This is a genomic window from Hyphococcus sp. D3-15, assembly GCF_055809375.1.
In genome coordinates, this window is record NZ_CM147910.1 from 653,054 (window position 1) to 668,968 (window position 15,915).

Here is a 15,915-nt window from a genome sequence, read left to right on the forward strand (position 1 = left end):
CGCGAAAACGCTGCGCCGCTTTTGCTAAAGCGACACGCCCGCTTCAAGCTGCTCGCGGGAGAACAATCCAACCCGAAGGTCCTTCGCCGCATAGATCTGGCGACCGTCGACTTTTACCGCGCCGTCGGCAATGCCGAGAATCAGCGGCCGCGCCATCATCCGGCGCACATCGATCTCATAGGTGACCCGTTTGGCCTCCGGCGTGACCATGCCGGAAAACCGCACGTCCTTGGCGCCCAGCGCCCGTCCATGGCCCGGATGTCCCGACCATGTAAGAAAGAAGCCGACAAGTTGCCAGAGCGCATCAAGACCGAGACAGCCCGGCATCACCGGGTCATTCGGGAAATGGCAGCCGAAGAACCACAGATCCGGATTGATATCGAGTTCAGCTTCAATGCGGCCCTTATTATACGCGCCGCCGTCTCCCGTGATCACCGTGACCCGGTCAAACATCAGCATCGGAGGCACCGGGAGCTGGGCTGTGCCCGGGCCCCGCAGACCGTGATAGCCGCACTCGAGGAGCTCCTCGCGGCTGTAACTGTTTTTCTGTTCGCTCATGCGTCCTTAGGGGTTGTAAGTCGACCGCGCGAGCGGATTGTCGCGCGAGTAGACCGCTTGGTAAAGGCGGCCATGCACAGGGTCAATTATGCGTTGCAACATTCCCTGAAGCAGCCCCCTTTGACGCCGTTACTGTCAAGAATTTGGCTCTTATCGCCAGTTTGATGCACGCGGGAGGCGATCCCGGGCGCCATCGCTGCGGGTCAGGGGCGCGAGGCGGCCGGCAAGGGGGCCTCGGCCCGCGAGCCCCAAAACGCGGAAGCGCGGGCCCAGCCCTTCATCCCGTCGGCGGAAACCCGCAGCCAGCCGCTTTTTTCGCTCTCCACCCGGGCGATGACGCCGCGGCCGAGGCGCGCCCGCGCCGGGGCGCGGACATCCGGCTTGGCCCGCAGGGCGAGCCCGTCTTCCAGCACCAGCGCGGTCTCCGCGCCGGAAAGCTTGGATTTGTGGGTCCAGCACTCATCGCCCTCAACATCGCGGATTTTCCGCCAGTGATCGCGGGTTTCGGCGACAATCAATACCGGCAGACCCTGGCGCATGAAGGTCAGGCGAACCGGATGGGCGAAGCTAGGTCCCGCCCGGCAAAAAGTGGTTTCCGATTTCAACGAAACCAGACGCGGCACAGGCAGGCCGGATGGCGTATCAAGGCGTATGGCCATTTGCCCCCGGTCCTTGTCGCCAGCGGCTTGCGCGGCGCTTGCGCTATTGACGGCTTGCGCGGCGATCACGCTATTGGCGGCTAGCGCCGTCACCACGCTATTGGCGGCTTGCGCCGCCGGGGCGGCTCCGGTCAAATAGAGACATAGCGTCAGGTTGAAGTACAATACGGATCGGTTACGCGGCATGCGGAGACGCTCAAAAATTTGTCGAATGATGAATATACCCTTAATCAACGCCAAAGCCGTTAATCTTGAGTTAACCACGGGCTCATTTTCTGTTTCGCGCGGCGGCGCAAGCGGCGTGGCGGTAATTTACGCGCAGGAGTGCGCCCGATGAGCGGAAAAAGCGTGAAAGTCGTGCTGACCCGCAAGCTGCCCGCGCCGGTGGAGGCGCGGCTGCGCGATCTCTTCGACACGGTGCTGTATGATGGCGACGCGCCGCTGTCGCGCACGGCCTTGCTTGAGCGCGCCCGCGAAGCGGATGTTCTGGCGCCGACGCTGGGCGATAAACTCGATGCGGCGTTTTTCGAAGCGGCGGGCGACAGGCTGAAGCTGATCGCCAATTTCGGCGCCGGGACAGACCATATCGATGTCGCCGCCGCCAATGCGCGCGGCATCACTGTCACCAATACGCCCTCCGTGCTTGCCGAAGACGCCGCCGATATGGCGATGGCGCTGATCCTTGCGGTGCCGCGCCGTCTTGTCGAAGGCGTGCGCGCGCTTGAGACCGGAGAATTTCACGGCTGGTCGCCCACATGGATGCTTGGTCACCGGGTGCGCGGAAAGAAGCTCGGCATTATCGGGCTCGGCCGCGTCGGCGAGGCGATCGCCCGGCGCGCCCGCGCTTTCGGCCTGTCGATCCACTATCACAATCGCTCGCCGATCAATCCGCATATCGAAGACGAACTCGACGCGACCTATTGGGAAAGCCTCGATCAGATGCTGGCGCGGGTCGACATTGTATCGATCAATTGTCCGCATACGCCGGCGACGTTTCATTTGCTGTCGCGGCGGCGTCTCGAATTGCTGCAGCCGCAAGCCTATGTGGTGAATGTCTCGCGCGGCGAAATCGTCGATGAAGAAGCGCTCGCCAGCATGATCGAGGAAGGCCGTCTCGCCGGCGCCGGCCTCGATGTCTATGAGCGCGGCGCGCCCAGTGAAAAGCTGCTGAAAGCGCCGAATGTGGTGCTGCTGCCGCATATGGCGTCGGCGACGGTGGAAAGCCGCATGGAAATGGGCGAGCGGATGATCATCAATATCAAGATGTTCGCTGACGGCCATAAGCCGCCGGACCGGGTGATCCTCGGCCTTGATGACGGCCGCTTGCCCAAAGCGGGCTAGTTTTAAAACTTGGTGGAGATGCTGACCGCGCCGAATTGCTGCGCGCCGTTTTGCATGTCGAATTCCCGTGTGCGGGTCACGAAGGTGTAAGCGATCTGTACACGGCGGAACTGCACCGCGAGGCCGGCCTGCACTTCGCCGACGAAGATTTTTTTATCGACGCTTGGGTCGCCGTCGCGAAACAGGCTGCCGTCAAGAAAGATGTTGTGCGCGACGGCGCTGCCATTGACGCCGAGAAACAGATACCAGCTGAACTCGTCGACCGGCGAGAAAAATCCGGCGCCGGCCAGCGCCGGGCGCACGCGCACCGGCCCATAATCATTACGCAGATCATTGCCGATGCGCAGGGTCAGTCCGCCGCGCGCGCGGGTGTCCACATTGCCGACGGAAACGCCCACATTTGGCGTGATATCCGCGCCGAAACCGGAATCGCCAAAATCGCGCACCGACCGGAACTGGCGGTCATAGGACAGCACAAATCCCGCCTCATTGCGGATCTGGTTGTCCCAGCCCAAAACCGGATCGCCGTTTATCACGCGGTGCCAGTTATTCTGCACCCATTCGCCTTGCGCGGCGGGGCCGACAACGCCGGCCTGCAGCGTGATCTGATGCACATGACGGCGCTGCTGGACGACGACGGAATATTCGCCATAGAGCCAGCCCGCATAAGGATGCTGATCCGGCAAAGGCGTGGTTGCGGCGATGTCTTCCGGCGTGAAAATCGAATGTCCGATGGCGAAACCGCGGCGAATGCCGGCATCCGCATCGGCGCCGAGAATGTCATAGGCGAGGATGCTGGAGACGCCTTTCGGCTTCTTCAGCCCGGACAGATAGGATATCCGCAAGCCATTGGTGTAATTGCGGTCGGTATTGGCGAAATAGTCGTTTTCCCATACGAATGACCAGGTGGCGCTGTCATCGACAAGCCGCGCGCTCTCCTCGTCCTGCGCGAGCAGGAGCGTCGGGAAGAACGCGAGGATGCAGGTCGACAAGGCCGCCAAGCCAGCGTTGTGTCGCATGAGGTCTCCGGAAGGATCGTGTAAGCGTCGACGCCGCCATAACATCGGGCCGCCCATAACTAAAGATAGCTGCGCATGCGTATCGGATGTTTGTGGGGGCGGCCGGCGCCATCGGCTATTCGCCGGTCCGCTAAAGTCAGGAAAGCGCTATTATGGGTTTTTACGCCAATCAGATCGAACCACGCCTTGTCTCGTGCATTTGCGGGTCGCCGCAGATCTCAAAAGAGCGCGCGCGGATTGTGCCGGACGCCAAGGGTCAGGTGCTCGAGATCGGTTTCGGCTCGGGTCACAACGCGCCCTATTATGATCGCGCGAATATCACCCATCTTTACGCGCTGGAGCCCTCCGCCTCGTGGCGCAAGCTCGCCGCCCCGCGCGTCAAGGACTTGCCCTTTCCGGTTGAGTGGCTGGACCTTCCCGGCGAGCAGATCCCGCTGCCCGAGGCGTCGGTGGATACGGTGCTGGTGACCTTTTCGCTGTGCACGATCCCGGGCGTTGAAGAGGCGCTGGCGGGCATGCGCCGGGTCCTGAAGCCCGAGGGCAAGCTGGTCTTCCTCGAGCATGGGGCGGCCCCGGATCGCGGCGTCGCCCGCTGGCAGAACCGCCTGAACGGCCTGTGGGCGAGCCTCGCCGGCGGCTGTCATCTCAACCGCAAACCGGCGGAACTGGTCTCCGCCGCCGGGTTCCGGATCGAGTCGATGGACCAGCATTACCTGCCGGGAATGCCGAAAATAGCGGGATTTGTGACCGGCGGCGTGGCCGTGAAGTAACATCGGCTCACTTCCGCGCGAATGACGCCAATTTTAGTTGAATCGCAACGATCAGGGCGCATCATTGAGTTAAGGTCCGGTAAAGCCGCCTCTCTGGCGCCTTCTCTACATGCCGGATTTACTGTAAATGACTTCGCGGGCGCAAAAGAATGCCCTATTTCGTTGCCGAAAGAGAGCCTGAAGTGCGTAAATTGTTGGGGATTGGGCTGTTGTGCGCCGCGGCGAGTGTCGCCCATGCGGATTCCGTTCCCGCGAGCATTGACGGCTTTGCCAAATATTCCGACCCGTCCCACATCGTCGCTGCGGTGAAGACCGACTTCCGGGCGGCGGCGGGCCAGGCTGTGCGCCTCACCATCTATGACAGCGAAGAAGGCTTTCTTGAGCATGCGCGCGCCAAACATGCGGCGCTGCTCGATGCGGATGGCGTCGCGGTGCTGTCGCTTGGCGATCTCGAGCCCGGCGAATACGCTTTCGCCGCCTATCTCGATGAGAATGGCGATGGCGTGCTCAATCGCGGCAAGGTGCTCGGGCGTCCGAAAGAGCCGGTGGCTTTTTCCAATGGCGTAAAGCCGAAATTGCGCAAGCCCCGTTATGACGAAACAAAAGTCTATGCGGGCCCGGGCAGCGTCGTCGTCATCACGCTGGACGACTAAGCCCTAGCGCTTCTTGAATTCCGCCTGGATTTCAATTTCCACATCATCCGTAATCACGCCTGAAAACCGGTCGACGCCGAAGGCGGCGCGGCTGATTGTTCCGTGGGCGGAAAATCCGGCGATATAAGCATTGCCGCGAAGCCGGTCGCGCGCGCCGCCATTAAACACGACATCCAGCGTCACCGGCCGGGTGACGCCATGCAGCGTCAACTCGCCGGTCATCGTTCCTGTGGTTTCGCCAGTGATGGCGATGGCGGTGGAGGTGAAGCGCGCCTGTGGGTATGCCGCCGCATCAAACCATTGCGGGCCCATCAAGGTTGCGGCGAAATCGTCATTGGCGACATCGAGGCTGGTCATGTCGATCACCGCGTCGATCTTCGCCGCGTCGGGGTCAGCCTCATCGAAATCAAGGCTGGCGCTGAAGGCGTCGAAGCGTCCGACAAATTCTGAAAAACCCAGATGATTGATGCGAAAAATCAGCGCCGCATGGGTTTCATCCAGTTCATATTGTCCGGCGCGCAGGGCGCTCGCGCCTTGCTCCACATTGGGTTTCAGCACCGGGGCCAGCGCCGATGCGCATCCGGCGAGAAGCGCGATTGCAGGAATGATCAGCAGGCGGAGAAGCGACATGAATTCTCTTTCTCTCTGCCTTTCCGCCTATTGGCCGCTCCCGCAATCGGGGCAGGCGGGATCGGCGGGCAGGCGCACCGTGCGGAAGGCCCCGGCAAGCCCGTCATATAGCATGAGCCTGCCCGCAAGGCCGTCGCCAAGGGATAACAATTCCTTGAGCGCTTCCATGGCGGCGAGCGTGCCCATCACGCCGGTGACGGCGCCCAAAACGCCTTCCTCGGCGCAGTTCACCTGTTCATCGCGCGGCGGTTCTTCCGGCACCAGGCAGCGATAACAGGGCAAAACGCCCGGATCGGCGAAGGGTTTGAAGGTTGAAAGCTGGCCCTCAAACCGGCCCACAGCGGCGGAGACCAGCGGTTTCTTCTCGGTGATGCAGGCGCGGTTCAGCGCATAACGCGTTGCAAAATTATCGACGCCTTCAACCACCAGATCATAAGCGGAAACAATGCTGCGCGCGTTGGCCTCGTCAATGCGCGGATGGCTCGCGGTTTTCACATGCGGGTTGAGCCGCGCAAGGGCGCCCGCCGCGGCTTCCACCTTGTCGCGGCCCACATCCTCCGTGCGGAACAGCGTTTGCCGCTGCAGGTTTGACAGCGCGACCGCATCGTCATCGGCGATGCCAATGGTTCCGACTCCCGCCGCCGCCAAATAGGAAAGGATTGGACTGCCGAGCCCGCCGGCGCCGACGACCAGCACCCGCGCGGCGTTCAGTTTTTGCTGGCCCTGTCCGCCAACCTCGCGAAGCAGGATGTGGCGGGCGTAGCGTTCTCGTTCTTCAGGGGTCATTTTGACAGCAATTCGGCGCGTACGCGGATGGCGCCGGTGGCGATGGAGATTTCCATCAGGAATAGCGTCAGCCCGCCGATCATCGCGAACATCGCGGCGATGAACATCATCGCCACGACCGGCGCTGCTGAGATGGCGATGAATTCACCGACAAACAGCATCGCAACGACGAGGCAGACCATCAGGGCTGCGGTCGAGAACAAAAATCGCGCGCTGCGCCAGCACCATGCGCCGGTCGAGGGAGGAAAGCTCGCCACGCATGCGCGCTTCCTCATCGTCATTGCGCGGTTGGTAAAGACGCTCTTCAAGAATGCGCGCGCGGTCAATGACGCGGGCGAGGCGCGTGGTGACGACGCCGAGCAGCGAGCCAATCCCCGCCAGCAGGAAAACCGGCGCGACCGCAAGCTCAACAAGATGGGCGATGTCGGAAAGTTCGTTCATGAGGGTCTTTCTGCGATCATCCGAAGAGTTCGTAAAGCACGCGGTTCAAAATCCGCCGCCCATCCGCCGTGGCGGCGAGGATTTCCCCGTCCCACAGGAGCAGTTTGTCGCCGATCAGCCGGTCGAGTTTTTCATAGCCGCCGGCTTCTGCGAAATAAGGATCGGTCTCCGTGAAGGGAATGCCGGCGACCAGCCGCAGCCCCATGGAAAGGCGCTCCATAGCCGCCTCGCGCGCGGACAGCGGCGCCTCTGTGTGGGGCGCGCCGGCGAGATAGTCCTTCGGCGCCAGCGGCGTTTCCGTTGCGATGCGAATATCGTTTTCCGTCAGGCGGCCATGCCCGCCGGGACCAACGCCCAGATAGTCGCCATAGGTCCAGTAGACGAGATTATGCCGGCTCTCCTCGCCCGGCGCCGCGTGGTTTGAGATTTCATAAGCGGGAAGGCCCGCAGCTGCCGTCATTTCCTGCGCCGCATCGAACATATCGGCGCAGAGATCGTCATCGACCGGCGCCCAGCGCCCCTTTTCGACGGCCTTGGCGAAGGCTGTGCCCGGCTCGATGGTGAGTTGATAGAGCGACAAATGGGTTACGCCGAGCGTCAGCGCTTCGGAAAGTTCGGCGCGCCAGTCATCCAGAGACTGGCCGGGGCGCGCATAGATGAGATCAAACGTGACGCGCGCAAAATTTCTTTGCGCCGCTTCAATCGCGCGCCGCGCGCTCGCTGCGTCATGATCGCGCCCGAGAAAGGTGAGCGGTTCATCGCGCAGGGACTGCACCCCCAGCGACAGGCGGTTGACGCCCGCTTGCGCAAAGCCTTCGAACAGCGATTGCTCCGCATCCGTCGGATTGGCCTCAAGGGTGATTTCCGCGTCCGGCGCAAAGCCCCAGAGCTTTTCGCAGGTTTCAATGACGGCCTCGATCACCGGCAAGGGCGCCAGCGACGGCGTGCCGCCGCCAAAATAAAGGCTGTTGAGTTTCCGCCCTGATGTTCTTGTTGCAAAGAACTCAAGATCGCGGGTCAGCGCCGCGATCCACGCCGCCGCGTCGATCTCGCGGTTCTTATAGACGTTGAAATCGCAATAGGGGCAGATGCGGGCGCAATAGGGCCAGTGAACATAAACCCCGAGCGGTTTGTTCATGGTGCGGCGGCCGCCGCTTCGGCAAGCGCGATAGTGTGATCGAGCAATTCGCGTCCGCCCGGCGCCCCGTGGCTCGGGATGATGATCTGCGCATCGGGAAAAGCTTCGGCGACATTGCGAACCGCTTGCGCCCAATGCCCAACATCGCCATCGGCGGTGTTGCCGAGATTATCCGTATCGCCGGGACGGATCAGGCAACCGCCAAACAGCACTTTCGCCGGGGCGTAATAGACAACGATATTGTCGCGCGTATGTCCGGCGCCGGGATAAAAGGCGATCACTCCGTCTTCGTCTTGCGCGCCGAGCAATTCGTCGCGATCGCTTGTATCAAGAATGGTGAACATGGTTTTGCGCAGGCCGCGCGCTGGCGCATCTTCATTGGTGAAGCGATGGGCGCGCCCGCCAATACCGTTGTCCTGCAGGGTTTTGACGCCGCCCATCTTGTCCGAATGCGCATGGGTGACAATCGCAATATCCGGCAGCACGCCGAGTTCGGCCTCGATCAGATTCAACAAAGTTTGCGTTTCTTCATCAGTCCATGCGGTGTCCACCAGCGCGACTCCGGCGCCCGTATCGACGACCAGCCCTTGCGAGAGGACGAGGCCCCAGGAGCCGGCCATGGCATAGCTTTTGTGGATCCATACATTGTCGGCGATCTTTTCCAGCGATGGTTCCGGCAGCGGCTCGGGCTGCGCCGTCTTGCCGCCAAGACTCGAGCAGGCGCTTGAGAAAATCAAAAACCCGGCGGCGAAAAATTTCTTCAACATCAAAAATGCGCTTTCATCAGCTTACGGAATGCATCGGCGCGGTGGGAGATGGAGTGTTTTTCTTCCGGGTCCATTTCCGCAAAGGTGACGTGATAGCCTTCCGGCACGAAGATCGGATCATAGCCGAACCCTTTGTCGCCGCGCGGCGGAAACACCAGCACGCCTTTAACGTCGCCTTCGAAAGTCTCGGTATGCCCGTCCGGCCAAGCGAGGGACAGGGCGCAGACAAAGCGGGCGGAAAAATCTTCCGTGCCGCTGTCGAAAAGCGACGTTTCGACCTTTTTCATGGCGAGGGTGAAATCGCGGGGCTCGCCGGCCCAGCGGGCGGAGAAAATCCCCGGCGCGCCGCCCAGCGCCGTCACCGCCAGGCCGGAATCATCCGCCAGCGCCGGCAGGTTTGCGGCCCGCGCAGCGGTCAGCGCCTTCAATTCGGCGTTCTCGGCGAAGGTCGTGCCGGTCTCTTCCGGGTCCTCAAGGCCAAGATTTTTCGCCGACACCGCCTCAATTCCCAGCGGAGACAATAGGTCATTGATTTCTCTCACTTTTCCGTCGTTGTGAGAGGCGATAATGAGGCGTCCTGGCCCCAATTTCCGCACTTTTTCGCCCATCTATTTATCCCTTATCGAGAAAAAATTATCGTTTTTCGGCAAAAACCCCTTGCATCGTTTTTCGATAAGTGTATATCGATAATCAACAAGACGGCGAAAACAACGCCGCAGCAGGAACCCGGAAAGCTCAATAGCAGCCGAACGGGCAAAAGAAAAAGGGCCGAAAAGACCGGAGCATCCGGCGAAAAGAGCCCGAAAAACGGAGAAACCCGGGGCAAGGCCGCCCCGCCCGGCAATTCAAGGGCGAAAGGCCAAAACAAAAAAAGAGCGGCAGGACGAACCTGACCGCTCAAGAGATCAAAACGAGCCGCTAACACAGGAAAGAAAAGGAGAAACCCATGCGCTTTGCTAACTCAACCTCAAGTTTCGATAAATTCGCTGGTCTTGTCAATGGACTGGCTGTTCTGGCCGTGATCGGAGTCATCGCCGCCGGTTATGTTTCCGCAATCGGCTCCTTTGCCGGGGTGGCGTAATGTCGAGATTGGTTCAAACGGCGTCAGCAGGCATTTTCGCGGCGGTGGCGGCGGCGTGCCTGTACTCCCTCGCCATCGCGGCGCCTGGCGAAGGCGCCGCAGGCGAAAAGGCTGACGGCGCCCGCCAAAACTGCGAAAAGACTTTCTGTCTGGTCGCGTTCTTTTAAGGGTGGCGTTTTTCAAAAACTTATCTGCGCGCCAGCACCCGGCATCGCGCCGGGCCCTGATTTCTTGCGCGCATTTACGGAGACCGTCCTTATGAAAGCGATAGGCAAAGGTTCGCTCGCATCAATTTTGTCAGTCGGGCTGCATATCACGCGGGTGATCTTGTGGATCATGCTCGTGCTGGTGTCGTTGGCGATGATCGCCTTGCCATTCGCGCCGGGGATCGCGGATTTATTCTCGCACCGCGCCGAAGTGGAAATCGACGGCGTCACGGGGTCAGGCGATTTCATAAAGGTCGCATACGGATTTGTGACCACCGTGGTCATGTTGTTTGTGGTGAACCGGCTGCTTGAGATTTTGAAGGCGCTGCGCTTCGGTTCGCCTTTTGTCAGAGAAAACGCCGACCGGTTTCGCGGCATTGGATACGCCTTGCTGATGGGCGAGGGCGCCAAATTCGCATTCGGCTTTTTGTCGCTCATCAACGACGCGGATATCGACATCAATATGACATTTCTGTCTTGGCTCGCGGTCATCACCGTGTTCGTGCTGGCGGAGGTTTTCCGTGAAGGCGCGCGCATGAAAGAAGAACAGGACCTCACCGTATAATGTCAATTTCGGTCAAACTCGATCGTGTATTGCTCGACCGCGGCATGTCGCTGACGGAACTGTCCGAGCGCGTCGGGGTGACCATCGCCAATCTCTCGATCCTGAAAACCGGCAAGGCGAAAGCCATCCGCTTTTCTACGCTTGAGGCGATTTGCAAGGAGCTGGGCTGTCAGCCCGGCGACATTCTTTTCTTCGAAGATGACGGCAAGATGTCGGGCGACTAGCGCGAGCGCCTATTGATAAGGCGCCGCGGCTGTTTCGCTGACCGCTTCTTCCGGCACATCCTCCGCATCCGGCGGAACCGCCGCGCCCACATGCCGGCTCCACCATGCAAACATCAAAAGCAGCAAGGCCGCGCCCGCGGTGAACATGAAGGGCGCCGCCGGGGCGAGGGCGTAAAGTGAAAAGCCAAGCGCCGGGGAGACAATAAATCCCGCCGCCCCCATGGAGCTGGCGAGCCCGATGGCGCCGCCCTGTTCATCCGGTTCAACGGCCAGCGATGCGGCCGCCGTTGCGGCGGGCACAGCAAGGCCGGAGCCGAAACCGGCGGCGATCATGCCGGCGACCACCGGCCATAAATGATCGGACATAAAGATCGTGACATGGCCAATGATGATCAGCGCCGGCGCAATTCGCATCAAGGTGGCGGGCGGCAGGCGAAAACGCTGCACCACCACAAGCTGCGCGAATAGCGACGCCATGGCGCCGGCGGTCAGGCCGATACTTACATAAGCGGGCGCCTGTTCCGTCGAATAGCCGAGCCGGTCGATAAAATAAAAGGCGATGGTCTGGATCGGGATGGCGTTGATGACGCCGAAGCACAGCGCAAAAGCGAAAAACGGCACGAGGCGATGATCGCTGAGTTTGACTTTCGCCGCTTGCGCGCGCTGCGCCGGGCCGGTCCGTTCCGGCAGGAAGAAATACACCGCGACAGTCATCGCCGCGCCGATCAGGGCGGCGGCGAAAACGGCGCCGCCGGGTTGATCAACGAGGTCGCGGCGCCGAAGCCGGGGCCGAGCATGGCGCCGAAACCGAAGGCGGCGGAAAAGCTGGCGATGCCTGCGGTGCGGTCGCGCTTTGAGGTGCGGTCGGCGATATAGGCTTGCGCCGCCGGCGGGCTCGCCGAACCGACCAGCCCATAGACCGAGCGCATGGCGATCATCAGGATGTAAAGCGGCATGCCGGACAAAATTCCCGCAAGGCCAAGTTCGATCGATGCGCCGAATAAAGCGGTCGACACCGAAAAACCAGCCATGCCGATCAGGATAAACGGCTTGCGGCCCTTGCGGTCGCTCTGGCGCCCCCAGCGCGGCCCGCAAAACACCCAGGCCGTGGCGGAAATCATGAAGATCGCGCCGACCTGGAAATTCGACAGGCCGATCTCGCGGGCGAGCGGCGGCAGGACCGAAAACACGATGGTCTGGCCCATGCCGGCGCATACTGCGCCGACCAGCAGCAGCATGATCGCGATCCGCCGCTGCAGCGGGCTGGTGACGGCGCGCGCAGTCGGTTCCGGCGCGGGAGAAGGCGCGTGGGTTTCCATCAGGTCGGGGGCTCCGGTGATGCGGGCACTCTCACCATGGCGCGGCGCAATTGGCAATCACGAATGGCGCCTTTCCTGTTCCCTGTTCGCCATACTCCCGATAAAGTGTTTCCAGTCACGAATGAGGCGCTGATGTCAGAGTCTTTTTCTCTTGAAGGCGGATGCTCCTGTGGGAGCGTGCGCTACCGGCTGACCGCGCCGCCGCTCTTCGTGCATTGCTGCCATTGCCGCTGGTGCCAGCGCGAGACCGGCGCCGCTTTCGCGCTCAATGCGATGATTGAAATGGATTGCGTCGACATGTTGGGCGAGGAGACGGTGCGCGTCGAAACCCCGTCGGAAAGCGGGCGCGGCCAGAAAATCCATCGCTGCCCGAAATGCCAGGTGGCGCTGTGGAGCCATTATGGCGGCGCCGGCGAGGCGATCGCGTTCATGCGCGTCGGCACGCTGGACGATCCCGATGCGGCGCCGCCGGATATTCATATCTATACGGAGTCCAAGCAGCCCTGGGTGACGCTTTCTCACGATGTTCCGGTGGTCAAAGCCTATTACAAAATGAGCGATTATTGGCCGGAAGACGCGAAAGAGCGGCTGAAACTCGCCAAACAAAGCCATGCGGCCAAAGCGGGCTGACACCGCCAATTCGGGCGGACAGTATGTTGTGCGACAAAGGCGTGAAACTGGCCCTTAATCGCCAGCGCATTAGAGCTTAGGGGAGAAGAGGCGCAATGGCGATTGACACAGGCAAGCCCGCTTGGCTTTGGGTTGGGTTAAGGCTTGCAGCAATAATCAGCCTGTTGCTCGTCATCGGCTTTGGCGTCTACGCGCTCGATACTTCAATCAACAAAACACTTGGCCCTGTCACAATCAGCGCGGCGATCTTGTTTGTGCTTCCCTATTGTATCGGGATGCTCGGAGCATTTCTGACGGATCCAGCCGGCAAGCGATCACACGGTCACTATTTTGCGGTTCCGCTGGCGCTCATCACAATCGTTCTGGTGGTCGGCGGCATCCTTTTGCGAGAGGGCGTCATCTGCATAGTCATGCTCGCTGCGCCCTGGTGGTTCAGCGCCTTGCTTGGCTCGCTAACAGTGAAGCATTTTCATCGACGCTTCAGACAAAACTCGGTTGTGAATTGCAGCGTGCTCGTTTTTGCGCCGATGCTGGCGCTGATGGTTGAGCCAGCCTTTCCACCATCTCCTCAGCAATTTGTCGTTTCACGGGCCATTGTCATCAATGCATCGCCTGAACAGGTGTGGCCGCATTTGTTGAAAATGGAAGCGATCAGTGAGGAGGAAGGACGCTGGAACATCACGCAAGACCTGCTTGTCGTGCCGAGGCCAACATCTGCCGTCGTTAAAGGGACAGGCGCATCGGCGGTGCGCGATGCGCGCTGGGGTGACGCGGTTTCATTTGAAGAGCGAATTTTCAAATGGGAAGAAGCGCAGCAACTTCACTGGGTCTTTCACTTTCCAAATGAATCCGTGAGGGAGCATACTGACCGTCATATCGCGCCGGATGGCCATCACTTGCAGATTGAGCGCGGCGGTTACGAGCTTGAAGAGATTGCGGCTGGCAAGACTCGTCTCGTGTTGGAAACACGGTATCGCATCGCGACGCCGGTCAATCTGTACGGGGCCGCCTGGGCGGAGCTGATGCTTGGCGATATTCAGCGGAATGTCCTGGAAATCGTCAAAAACCGGGCGGAACAGGGTGTTCCGGAAGGGGCGTAGACGCCGGACGCCCGAGCGCCTATATCCCGGCGCTTATGGCGGAACTCGATCTATCAAAACGGCCCGAAAATGCGGGCTTGGTTAATCTCGCGGGGATGACCCGCGCCGAGATGGCGGAAGTCATGGGCGCGGCCTTCGGGCTCGACCAGAAAAAGGCGCGGATGCGCGCCAACCAGCTTTGGCGCTGGATCTATGTGGCCGGTCACACCGGCTTTGACGGCATGACCGATATTTCCAAGGACATGCGCGCCGAGCTTGCGACGCGCTTTGTGGTGGCGCGTCCGGAAATCACCGAGCGGCTCGTCTCCACTGACGGCACGCGCAAATATCTCATCCGTCTCGGGCCGGGCATCGAAGTCGAATGCGTCTACATCCCCGATGTGGGCCGCGCCGGGGCGCTGTGCGTCTCGTCACAGGTCGGCTGCACGCTCGCCTGCACCTTCTGCCATACGGGCACGCAGAAACTCGTCCGTAATCTGACGGCTGCTGAAATCGTCAATCAGGTGATGGTGGTCAAGGACGATCTGGCCGAATGGCCGTCGGGCGGCGATGAGCGCAAGCTGTCCAATATCGTCTTCATGGGCATGGGCGAGCCGCTCTATAATCTCGACAATGTTTCAAGCGCCATCGATGTGATTTCCGATGGCGACGGGATTTCGATTTCGCGCCGCCGCATCACCGTCTCGACCTCCGGCGTCGTGCCGGAATTCATGCGCCTTGGCGAAGAAACATCGGCGATGCTGGCGATCTCGCTGCATGCGACGAATGACGCGCTGCGCGACGTGCTGGTGCCGATCAACCGGAAATATCCGATCAAGGAATTGATGGAGGCGTGCCGCACCTATCCGGGCGCGTCGAATGCGCGGCGCATCACTTTTGAATATGTGATGCTGAAAGGCGTCAATGATTCAGACGCAGAAGCGCGCGCGCTGGTGCGGTTGCTCAAGGGCGTTCCCGCCAAGATCAATCTGATCCCGTTCAATCCATGGCCCGGCGCGCCTTATGAATGTTCAAGCTGGGAGCGCATCGAAGCCTTCGCCGAGATTGTCTCCCGCGCCGGCTACGCCTCGCCGATCAGAACCCCGCGCGGGCGCGATATTTTCGCCGCCTGCGGACAATTGAAGTCCGAGAGCGTGAAAAAGCGCGCGAGTGAGATAAGGCGGGAGCGGATGCTTTCGGTTTAGTGGAAGATGAGTTGCTGATTGCTTTGAAGTGAGGTGGTGGCGTGGGGTGCTATGAAAAAATATCCCTCATACTTAGTCGGGCAAAACAAAGGACCTCATAAATCGACGGTCCATAAATTGCTTCATATTCTGCGCAATGAAATAAGCAAAACCAAATATAACTCAGAAATAGTACTGGTTCGAAGAGAGCCGAATAATCCTTATGATGATAAGGCGGTGGCAATACATTTGCGTGATCCGGAATATAAACTCGGCTATCTTCCTCGGAAGCATCGTTGGGTTGCAGACGCCTTGGATGAAGGCTCAGAAGTTTCAGTGCTCATAAAAGAAATCCGAAGAGAGGGACTTTTTTTAAAGAAATACTATGTTGACTTGGAGCTAATTCCGCTGCGTCAGGCCAAGGCAAAAAAGAAGAAGAAAGTAAGCCCAAAGAATTCTCGCAAAGAAGATGAAACTAATGCGAATTGGCCAGAGTTTCATGTGTCGGCAGAAATTGAGCGCTTTGATCGTGACGTCCTTATCAAGAAAAGTGGCGATGTACCCACCGGGCGTAGGCAAATCATTCTTGATGCTACGCTACTTGCTGAAGATGCTGAGCATGCCGTTCAGCAGTGGGCTCAAAAACACAAGCGAGTTTTAGTAAGGTGGTGGGAGGAAAACGACAGAAATGATCTGTGCGATAATTTGACAATCTATCAGCTAGATGCGGGGAAAAATATTGAAGCAACGAGGCCAGTATTTCTAAGTTATGAAGACATAGAAAATGCGATCGAAGATGGGCTAGGCTAGCTTTTAGAATCGTACCCTCATCTTTTAAAAGCTCGCCATTTTCTTATGCGACACC

At 59.9% G+C, this 15,915-nt stretch carries 21 protein-coding genes and 1 pseudogene; 11 read left to right on the top strand and 11 right to left on the bottom strand.

What is annotated here, in order from left to right:
* Positions 1-24: 24 nt before the first annotated feature.
* Positions 25-558, bottom strand: a complete 534-nt coding sequence (gene fabA / locus AC0L8G_RS03380) for a bifunctional 3-hydroxydecanoyl-ACP dehydratase/trans-2-decenoyl-ACP isomerase (RefSeq protein WP_473386793.1) — start codon at positions 556-558, stop codon at positions 25-27.
* Positions 559-761: 203 nt separating this feature from the next.
* On the bottom strand, positions 762-1,403 hold the full coding sequence (locus tag AC0L8G_RS03385; RefSeq protein WP_473386795.1) for an SH3 domain-containing protein: 642 nt from the start codon (positions 1,401-1,403) through the stop codon (positions 762-764).
* A gap of 147 nt (positions 1,404-1,550) precedes the next feature.
* Between AC0L8G_RS03385 and AC0L8G_RS03390 the strand changes: the two genes are divergently transcribed.
* Positions 1,551-2,558, top strand: a complete 1,008-nt coding sequence (locus tag AC0L8G_RS03390) for a 2-hydroxyacid dehydrogenase (RefSeq protein WP_473386796.1) — start codon at positions 1,551-1,553, stop codon at positions 2,556-2,558.
* 2 nt (positions 2,559-2,560) lie between these two features.
* On the opposite strand, the gene AC0L8G_RS03395 is transcribed toward AC0L8G_RS03390, so the two are convergent.
* The gene (locus AC0L8G_RS03395; protein WP_473386798.1) at positions 2,561-3,577 is read right to left on the bottom strand and encodes a lipid A deacylase LpxR family protein; all 1,017 of its coding nucleotides are present in this window, start codon (positions 3,575-3,577) and stop codon (positions 2,561-2,563) included.
* 152 nt (positions 3,578-3,729) lie between these two features.
* Between AC0L8G_RS03395 and AC0L8G_RS03400 the strand changes: the two genes are divergently transcribed.
* Together AC0L8G_RS03400 and AC0L8G_RS03405 are read left to right on the top strand one after the other, a co-directional pair.
* Positions 3,730-4,347, top strand: coding sequence for a class I SAM-dependent methyltransferase (locus tag AC0L8G_RS03400; protein ID WP_473386800.1), 618 nt, complete (start codon positions 3,730-3,732; stop codon positions 4,345-4,347).
* Positions 4,348-4,529: 182 nt separating this feature from the next.
* Positions 4,530-5,000, top strand: a complete 471-nt coding sequence (locus AC0L8G_RS03405; RefSeq protein WP_473386801.1) for a DUF2141 domain-containing protein — start codon at positions 4,530-4,532, stop codon at positions 4,998-5,000.
* A 3-nt stretch (positions 5,001-5,003) separates the two neighbouring features.
* Here the strand turns inward: AC0L8G_RS03405 and AC0L8G_RS03410 are convergent, their stop codons facing one another.
* The 6 genes and pseudogenes from AC0L8G_RS03410 to rdgB all read right to left on the bottom strand — a co-directional run bounded on the left by AC0L8G_RS03410 (position 5,004) and on the right by rdgB (position 9,370).
* The gene (locus AC0L8G_RS03410; RefSeq protein WP_473386802.1) at positions 5,004-5,630 is read right to left on the bottom strand and encodes a YceI family protein; all 627 of its coding nucleotides are present in this window, start codon (positions 5,628-5,630) and stop codon (positions 5,004-5,006) included.
* A 27-nt stretch (positions 5,631-5,657) separates the two neighbouring features.
* The gene (locus AC0L8G_RS03415) at positions 5,658-6,416 is read right to left on the bottom strand and encodes a HesA/MoeB/ThiF family protein (RefSeq protein WP_473386803.1); all 759 of its coding nucleotides are present in this window, start codon (positions 6,414-6,416) and stop codon (positions 5,658-5,660) included.
* Positions 6,413-6,857: pseudogene (locus tag AC0L8G_RS03420) on the bottom strand (DUF2721 domain-containing protein). The gene AC0L8G_RS03415 and the pseudogene AC0L8G_RS03420 overlap by 4 nt, the downstream one beginning before the upstream one ends.
* A gap of 16 nt (positions 6,858-6,873) precedes the next feature.
* Positions 6,874-7,995 (bottom strand): radical SAM family heme chaperone HemW, encoded by a 1,122-nt coding sequence (gene hemW, locus AC0L8G_RS03425; protein ID WP_473386804.1) that lies wholly within the window; start codon positions 7,993-7,995, stop codon positions 6,874-6,876.
* On the bottom strand, positions 7,992-8,762 hold the full coding sequence (bla, locus tag AC0L8G_RS03430; protein ID WP_473386806.1) for a subclass B1 metallo-beta-lactamase: 771 nt from the start codon (positions 8,760-8,762) through the stop codon (positions 7,992-7,994). The genes hemW and bla overlap by 4 nt, the downstream gene beginning before the upstream one ends.
* Entirely contained in the window at positions 8,762-9,370 is a 609-nt protein-coding gene (gene rdgB, locus AC0L8G_RS03435) for an RdgB/HAM1 family non-canonical purine NTP pyrophosphatase (RefSeq protein ID WP_473386807.1), read from the bottom strand. Before rdgB ends, bla begins: the two co-directional genes overlap by 1 nt.
* A 338-nt stretch (positions 9,371-9,708) precedes the next feature.
* Between rdgB and AC0L8G_RS03440 the strand changes: the two genes are divergently transcribed.
* From AC0L8G_RS03440 to AC0L8G_RS03455, 4 genes are all read left to right on the top strand, one after another.
* Complete coding sequence (locus AC0L8G_RS03440; protein WP_473386809.1) at positions 9,709-9,843, top strand: hypothetical protein; 135 nt, start codon at positions 9,709-9,711, stop codon at positions 9,841-9,843.
* A complete protein-coding gene (locus AC0L8G_RS03445) occupies positions 9,843-10,010 on the top strand; it encodes a hypothetical protein (RefSeq protein WP_473386811.1) in 168 nt (55 codons plus the stop codon). Before AC0L8G_RS03440 ends, AC0L8G_RS03445 begins: the two co-directional genes overlap by 1 nt.
* Before the next feature lie 91 nt (positions 10,011-10,101).
* The gene (locus tag AC0L8G_RS03450; protein WP_473386813.1) at positions 10,102-10,614 is read left to right on the top strand and encodes a DUF2975 domain-containing protein; all 513 of its coding nucleotides are present in this window, start codon (positions 10,102-10,104) and stop codon (positions 10,612-10,614) included.
* The gene (locus AC0L8G_RS03455) at positions 10,614-10,838 is read left to right on the top strand and encodes a helix-turn-helix domain-containing protein (protein ID WP_473386815.1); all 225 of its coding nucleotides are present in this window, start codon (positions 10,614-10,616) and stop codon (positions 10,836-10,838) included. Before AC0L8G_RS03450 ends, AC0L8G_RS03455 begins: the two co-directional genes overlap by 1 nt.
* Positions 10,839-10,847: 9 nt before the next feature.
* On the opposite strand, the gene AC0L8G_RS03460 is transcribed toward AC0L8G_RS03455, so the two are convergent.
* Together AC0L8G_RS03460 and AC0L8G_RS03465 are read right to left on the bottom strand one after the other, a co-directional pair.
* Positions 10,848-11,552, bottom strand: a complete 705-nt coding sequence (locus tag AC0L8G_RS03460) for an MFS transporter (protein ID WP_473386817.1) — start codon at positions 11,550-11,552, stop codon at positions 10,848-10,850.
* A gap of 11 nt (positions 11,553-11,563) precedes the next feature.
* Positions 11,564-12,157: an MFS transporter gene (locus AC0L8G_RS03465; RefSeq protein WP_473386820.1), complete on the bottom strand. Its 594-nt coding sequence runs from the start codon at positions 12,155-12,157 to the stop codon at positions 11,564-11,566.
* Positions 12,158-12,289: 132 nt separating this feature from the next.
* Here AC0L8G_RS03465 and AC0L8G_RS03470 point away from each other — a divergent pair, with 132 nt between their 5' ends.
* From AC0L8G_RS03470 to AC0L8G_RS03485, 4 genes are all read left to right on the top strand, one after another.
* Positions 12,290-12,787 carry a GFA family protein gene (locus tag AC0L8G_RS03470; RefSeq protein WP_473386821.1) on the top strand — a complete coding sequence of 166 codons (498 nt, stop codon included), beginning with the start codon at positions 12,290-12,292 and terminating at the stop codon, positions 12,785-12,787.
* A gap of 95 nt (positions 12,788-12,882) precedes the next feature.
* On the top strand, positions 12,883-13,887 hold the full coding sequence (locus AC0L8G_RS03475) for an SRPBCC family protein (RefSeq protein ID WP_473386823.1): 1,005 nt from the start codon (positions 12,883-12,885) through the stop codon (positions 13,885-13,887).
* Between the two features lie 35 nt (positions 13,888-13,922).
* Positions 13,923-15,071 carry a dual-specificity RNA methyltransferase RlmN gene (gene rlmN, locus AC0L8G_RS03480; protein ID WP_473386824.1) on the top strand — a complete coding sequence of 383 codons (1,149 nt, stop codon included), beginning with the start codon at positions 13,923-13,925 and terminating at the stop codon, positions 15,069-15,071.
* A 51-nt stretch (positions 15,072-15,122) separates the two neighbouring features.
* Positions 15,123-15,860 carry an HIRAN domain-containing protein gene (locus tag AC0L8G_RS03485; protein WP_473386826.1) on the top strand — a complete coding sequence of 246 codons (738 nt, stop codon included), beginning with the start codon at positions 15,123-15,125 and terminating at the stop codon, positions 15,858-15,860.
* Positions 15,861-15,915: the final 55 nt, after the last annotated feature.

Bases quoted from the DNA above. Each gene is read 5' to 3' on its own strand.
- fabA (WP_473386793.1), bottom strand. From the start codon at position 558: ATGAGCGAACAGAAAAACAGTTACAGCCGCGAGGAGCTCCTCGAGTGC.
- AC0L8G_RS03385 (WP_473386795.1), bottom strand. From the start codon at position 1,403: ATGCCGCGTAACCGATCCGTATTGTACTTCAACCTGACGCTATGTCTC.
- AC0L8G_RS03390 (WP_473386796.1), top strand. From the start codon at position 1,551: ATGAGCGGAAAAAGCGTGAAAGTCGTGCTGACCCGCAAGCTGCCCGCG.
- AC0L8G_RS03395 (WP_473386798.1), bottom strand. From the start codon at position 3,577: ATGCGACACAACGCTGGCTTGGCGGCCTTGTCGACCTGCATCCTCGCG.
- AC0L8G_RS03400 (WP_473386800.1), top strand. From the start codon at position 3,730: ATGGGTTTTTACGCCAATCAGATCGAACCACGCCTTGTCTCGTGCATT.
- AC0L8G_RS03410 (WP_473386802.1), bottom strand. From the start codon at position 5,630: ATGTCGCTTCTCCGCCTGCTGATCATTCCTGCAATCGCGCTTCTCGCC.
- AC0L8G_RS03415 (WP_473386803.1), bottom strand. From the start codon at position 6,416: ATGACCCCTGAAGAACGAGAACGCTACGCCCGCCACATCCTGCTTCGC.
- hemW (WP_473386804.1), bottom strand. From the start codon at position 7,995: ATGAACAAACCGCTCGGGGTTTATGTTCACTGGCCCTATTGCGCCCGC.
- bla (WP_473386806.1), bottom strand. From the start codon at position 8,762: ATGTTGAAGAAATTTTTCGCCGCCGGGTTTTTGATTTTCTCAAGCGCC.
- rdgB (WP_473386807.1), bottom strand. From the start codon at position 9,370: ATGGGCGAAAAAGTGCGGAAATTGGGGCCAGGACGCCTCATTATCGCC.
- AC0L8G_RS03440 (WP_473386809.1), top strand. From the start codon at position 9,709: ATGCGCTTTGCTAACTCAACCTCAAGTTTCGATAAATTCGCTGGTCTT.
- AC0L8G_RS03445 (WP_473386811.1), top strand. From the start codon at position 9,843: ATGTCGAGATTGGTTCAAACGGCGTCAGCAGGCATTTTCGCGGCGGTG.
- AC0L8G_RS03450 (WP_473386813.1), top strand. From the start codon at position 10,102: ATGAAAGCGATAGGCAAAGGTTCGCTCGCATCAATTTTGTCAGTCGGG.
- AC0L8G_RS03455 (WP_473386815.1), top strand. From the start codon at position 10,614: ATGTCAATTTCGGTCAAACTCGATCGTGTATTGCTCGACCGCGGCATG.
- AC0L8G_RS03460 (WP_473386817.1), bottom strand. From the start codon at position 11,552: ATGACTGTCGCGGTGTATTTCTTCCTGCCGGAACGGACCGGCCCGGCG.
- AC0L8G_RS03465 (WP_473386820.1), bottom strand. From the start codon at position 12,157: ATGGAAACCCACGCGCCTTCTCCCGCGCCGGAACCGACTGCGCGCGCC.
- AC0L8G_RS03470 (WP_473386821.1), top strand. From the start codon at position 12,290: ATGTCAGAGTCTTTTTCTCTTGAAGGCGGATGCTCCTGTGGGAGCGTG.
- AC0L8G_RS03475 (WP_473386823.1), top strand. From the start codon at position 12,883: ATGGCGATTGACACAGGCAAGCCCGCTTGGCTTTGGGTTGGGTTAAGG.
- rlmN (WP_473386824.1), top strand. From the start codon at position 13,923: ATGGCGGAACTCGATCTATCAAAACGGCCCGAAAATGCGGGCTTGGTT.
- AC0L8G_RS03485 (WP_473386826.1), top strand. From the start codon at position 15,123: ATGAAAAAATATCCCTCATACTTAGTCGGGCAAAACAAAGGACCTCAT.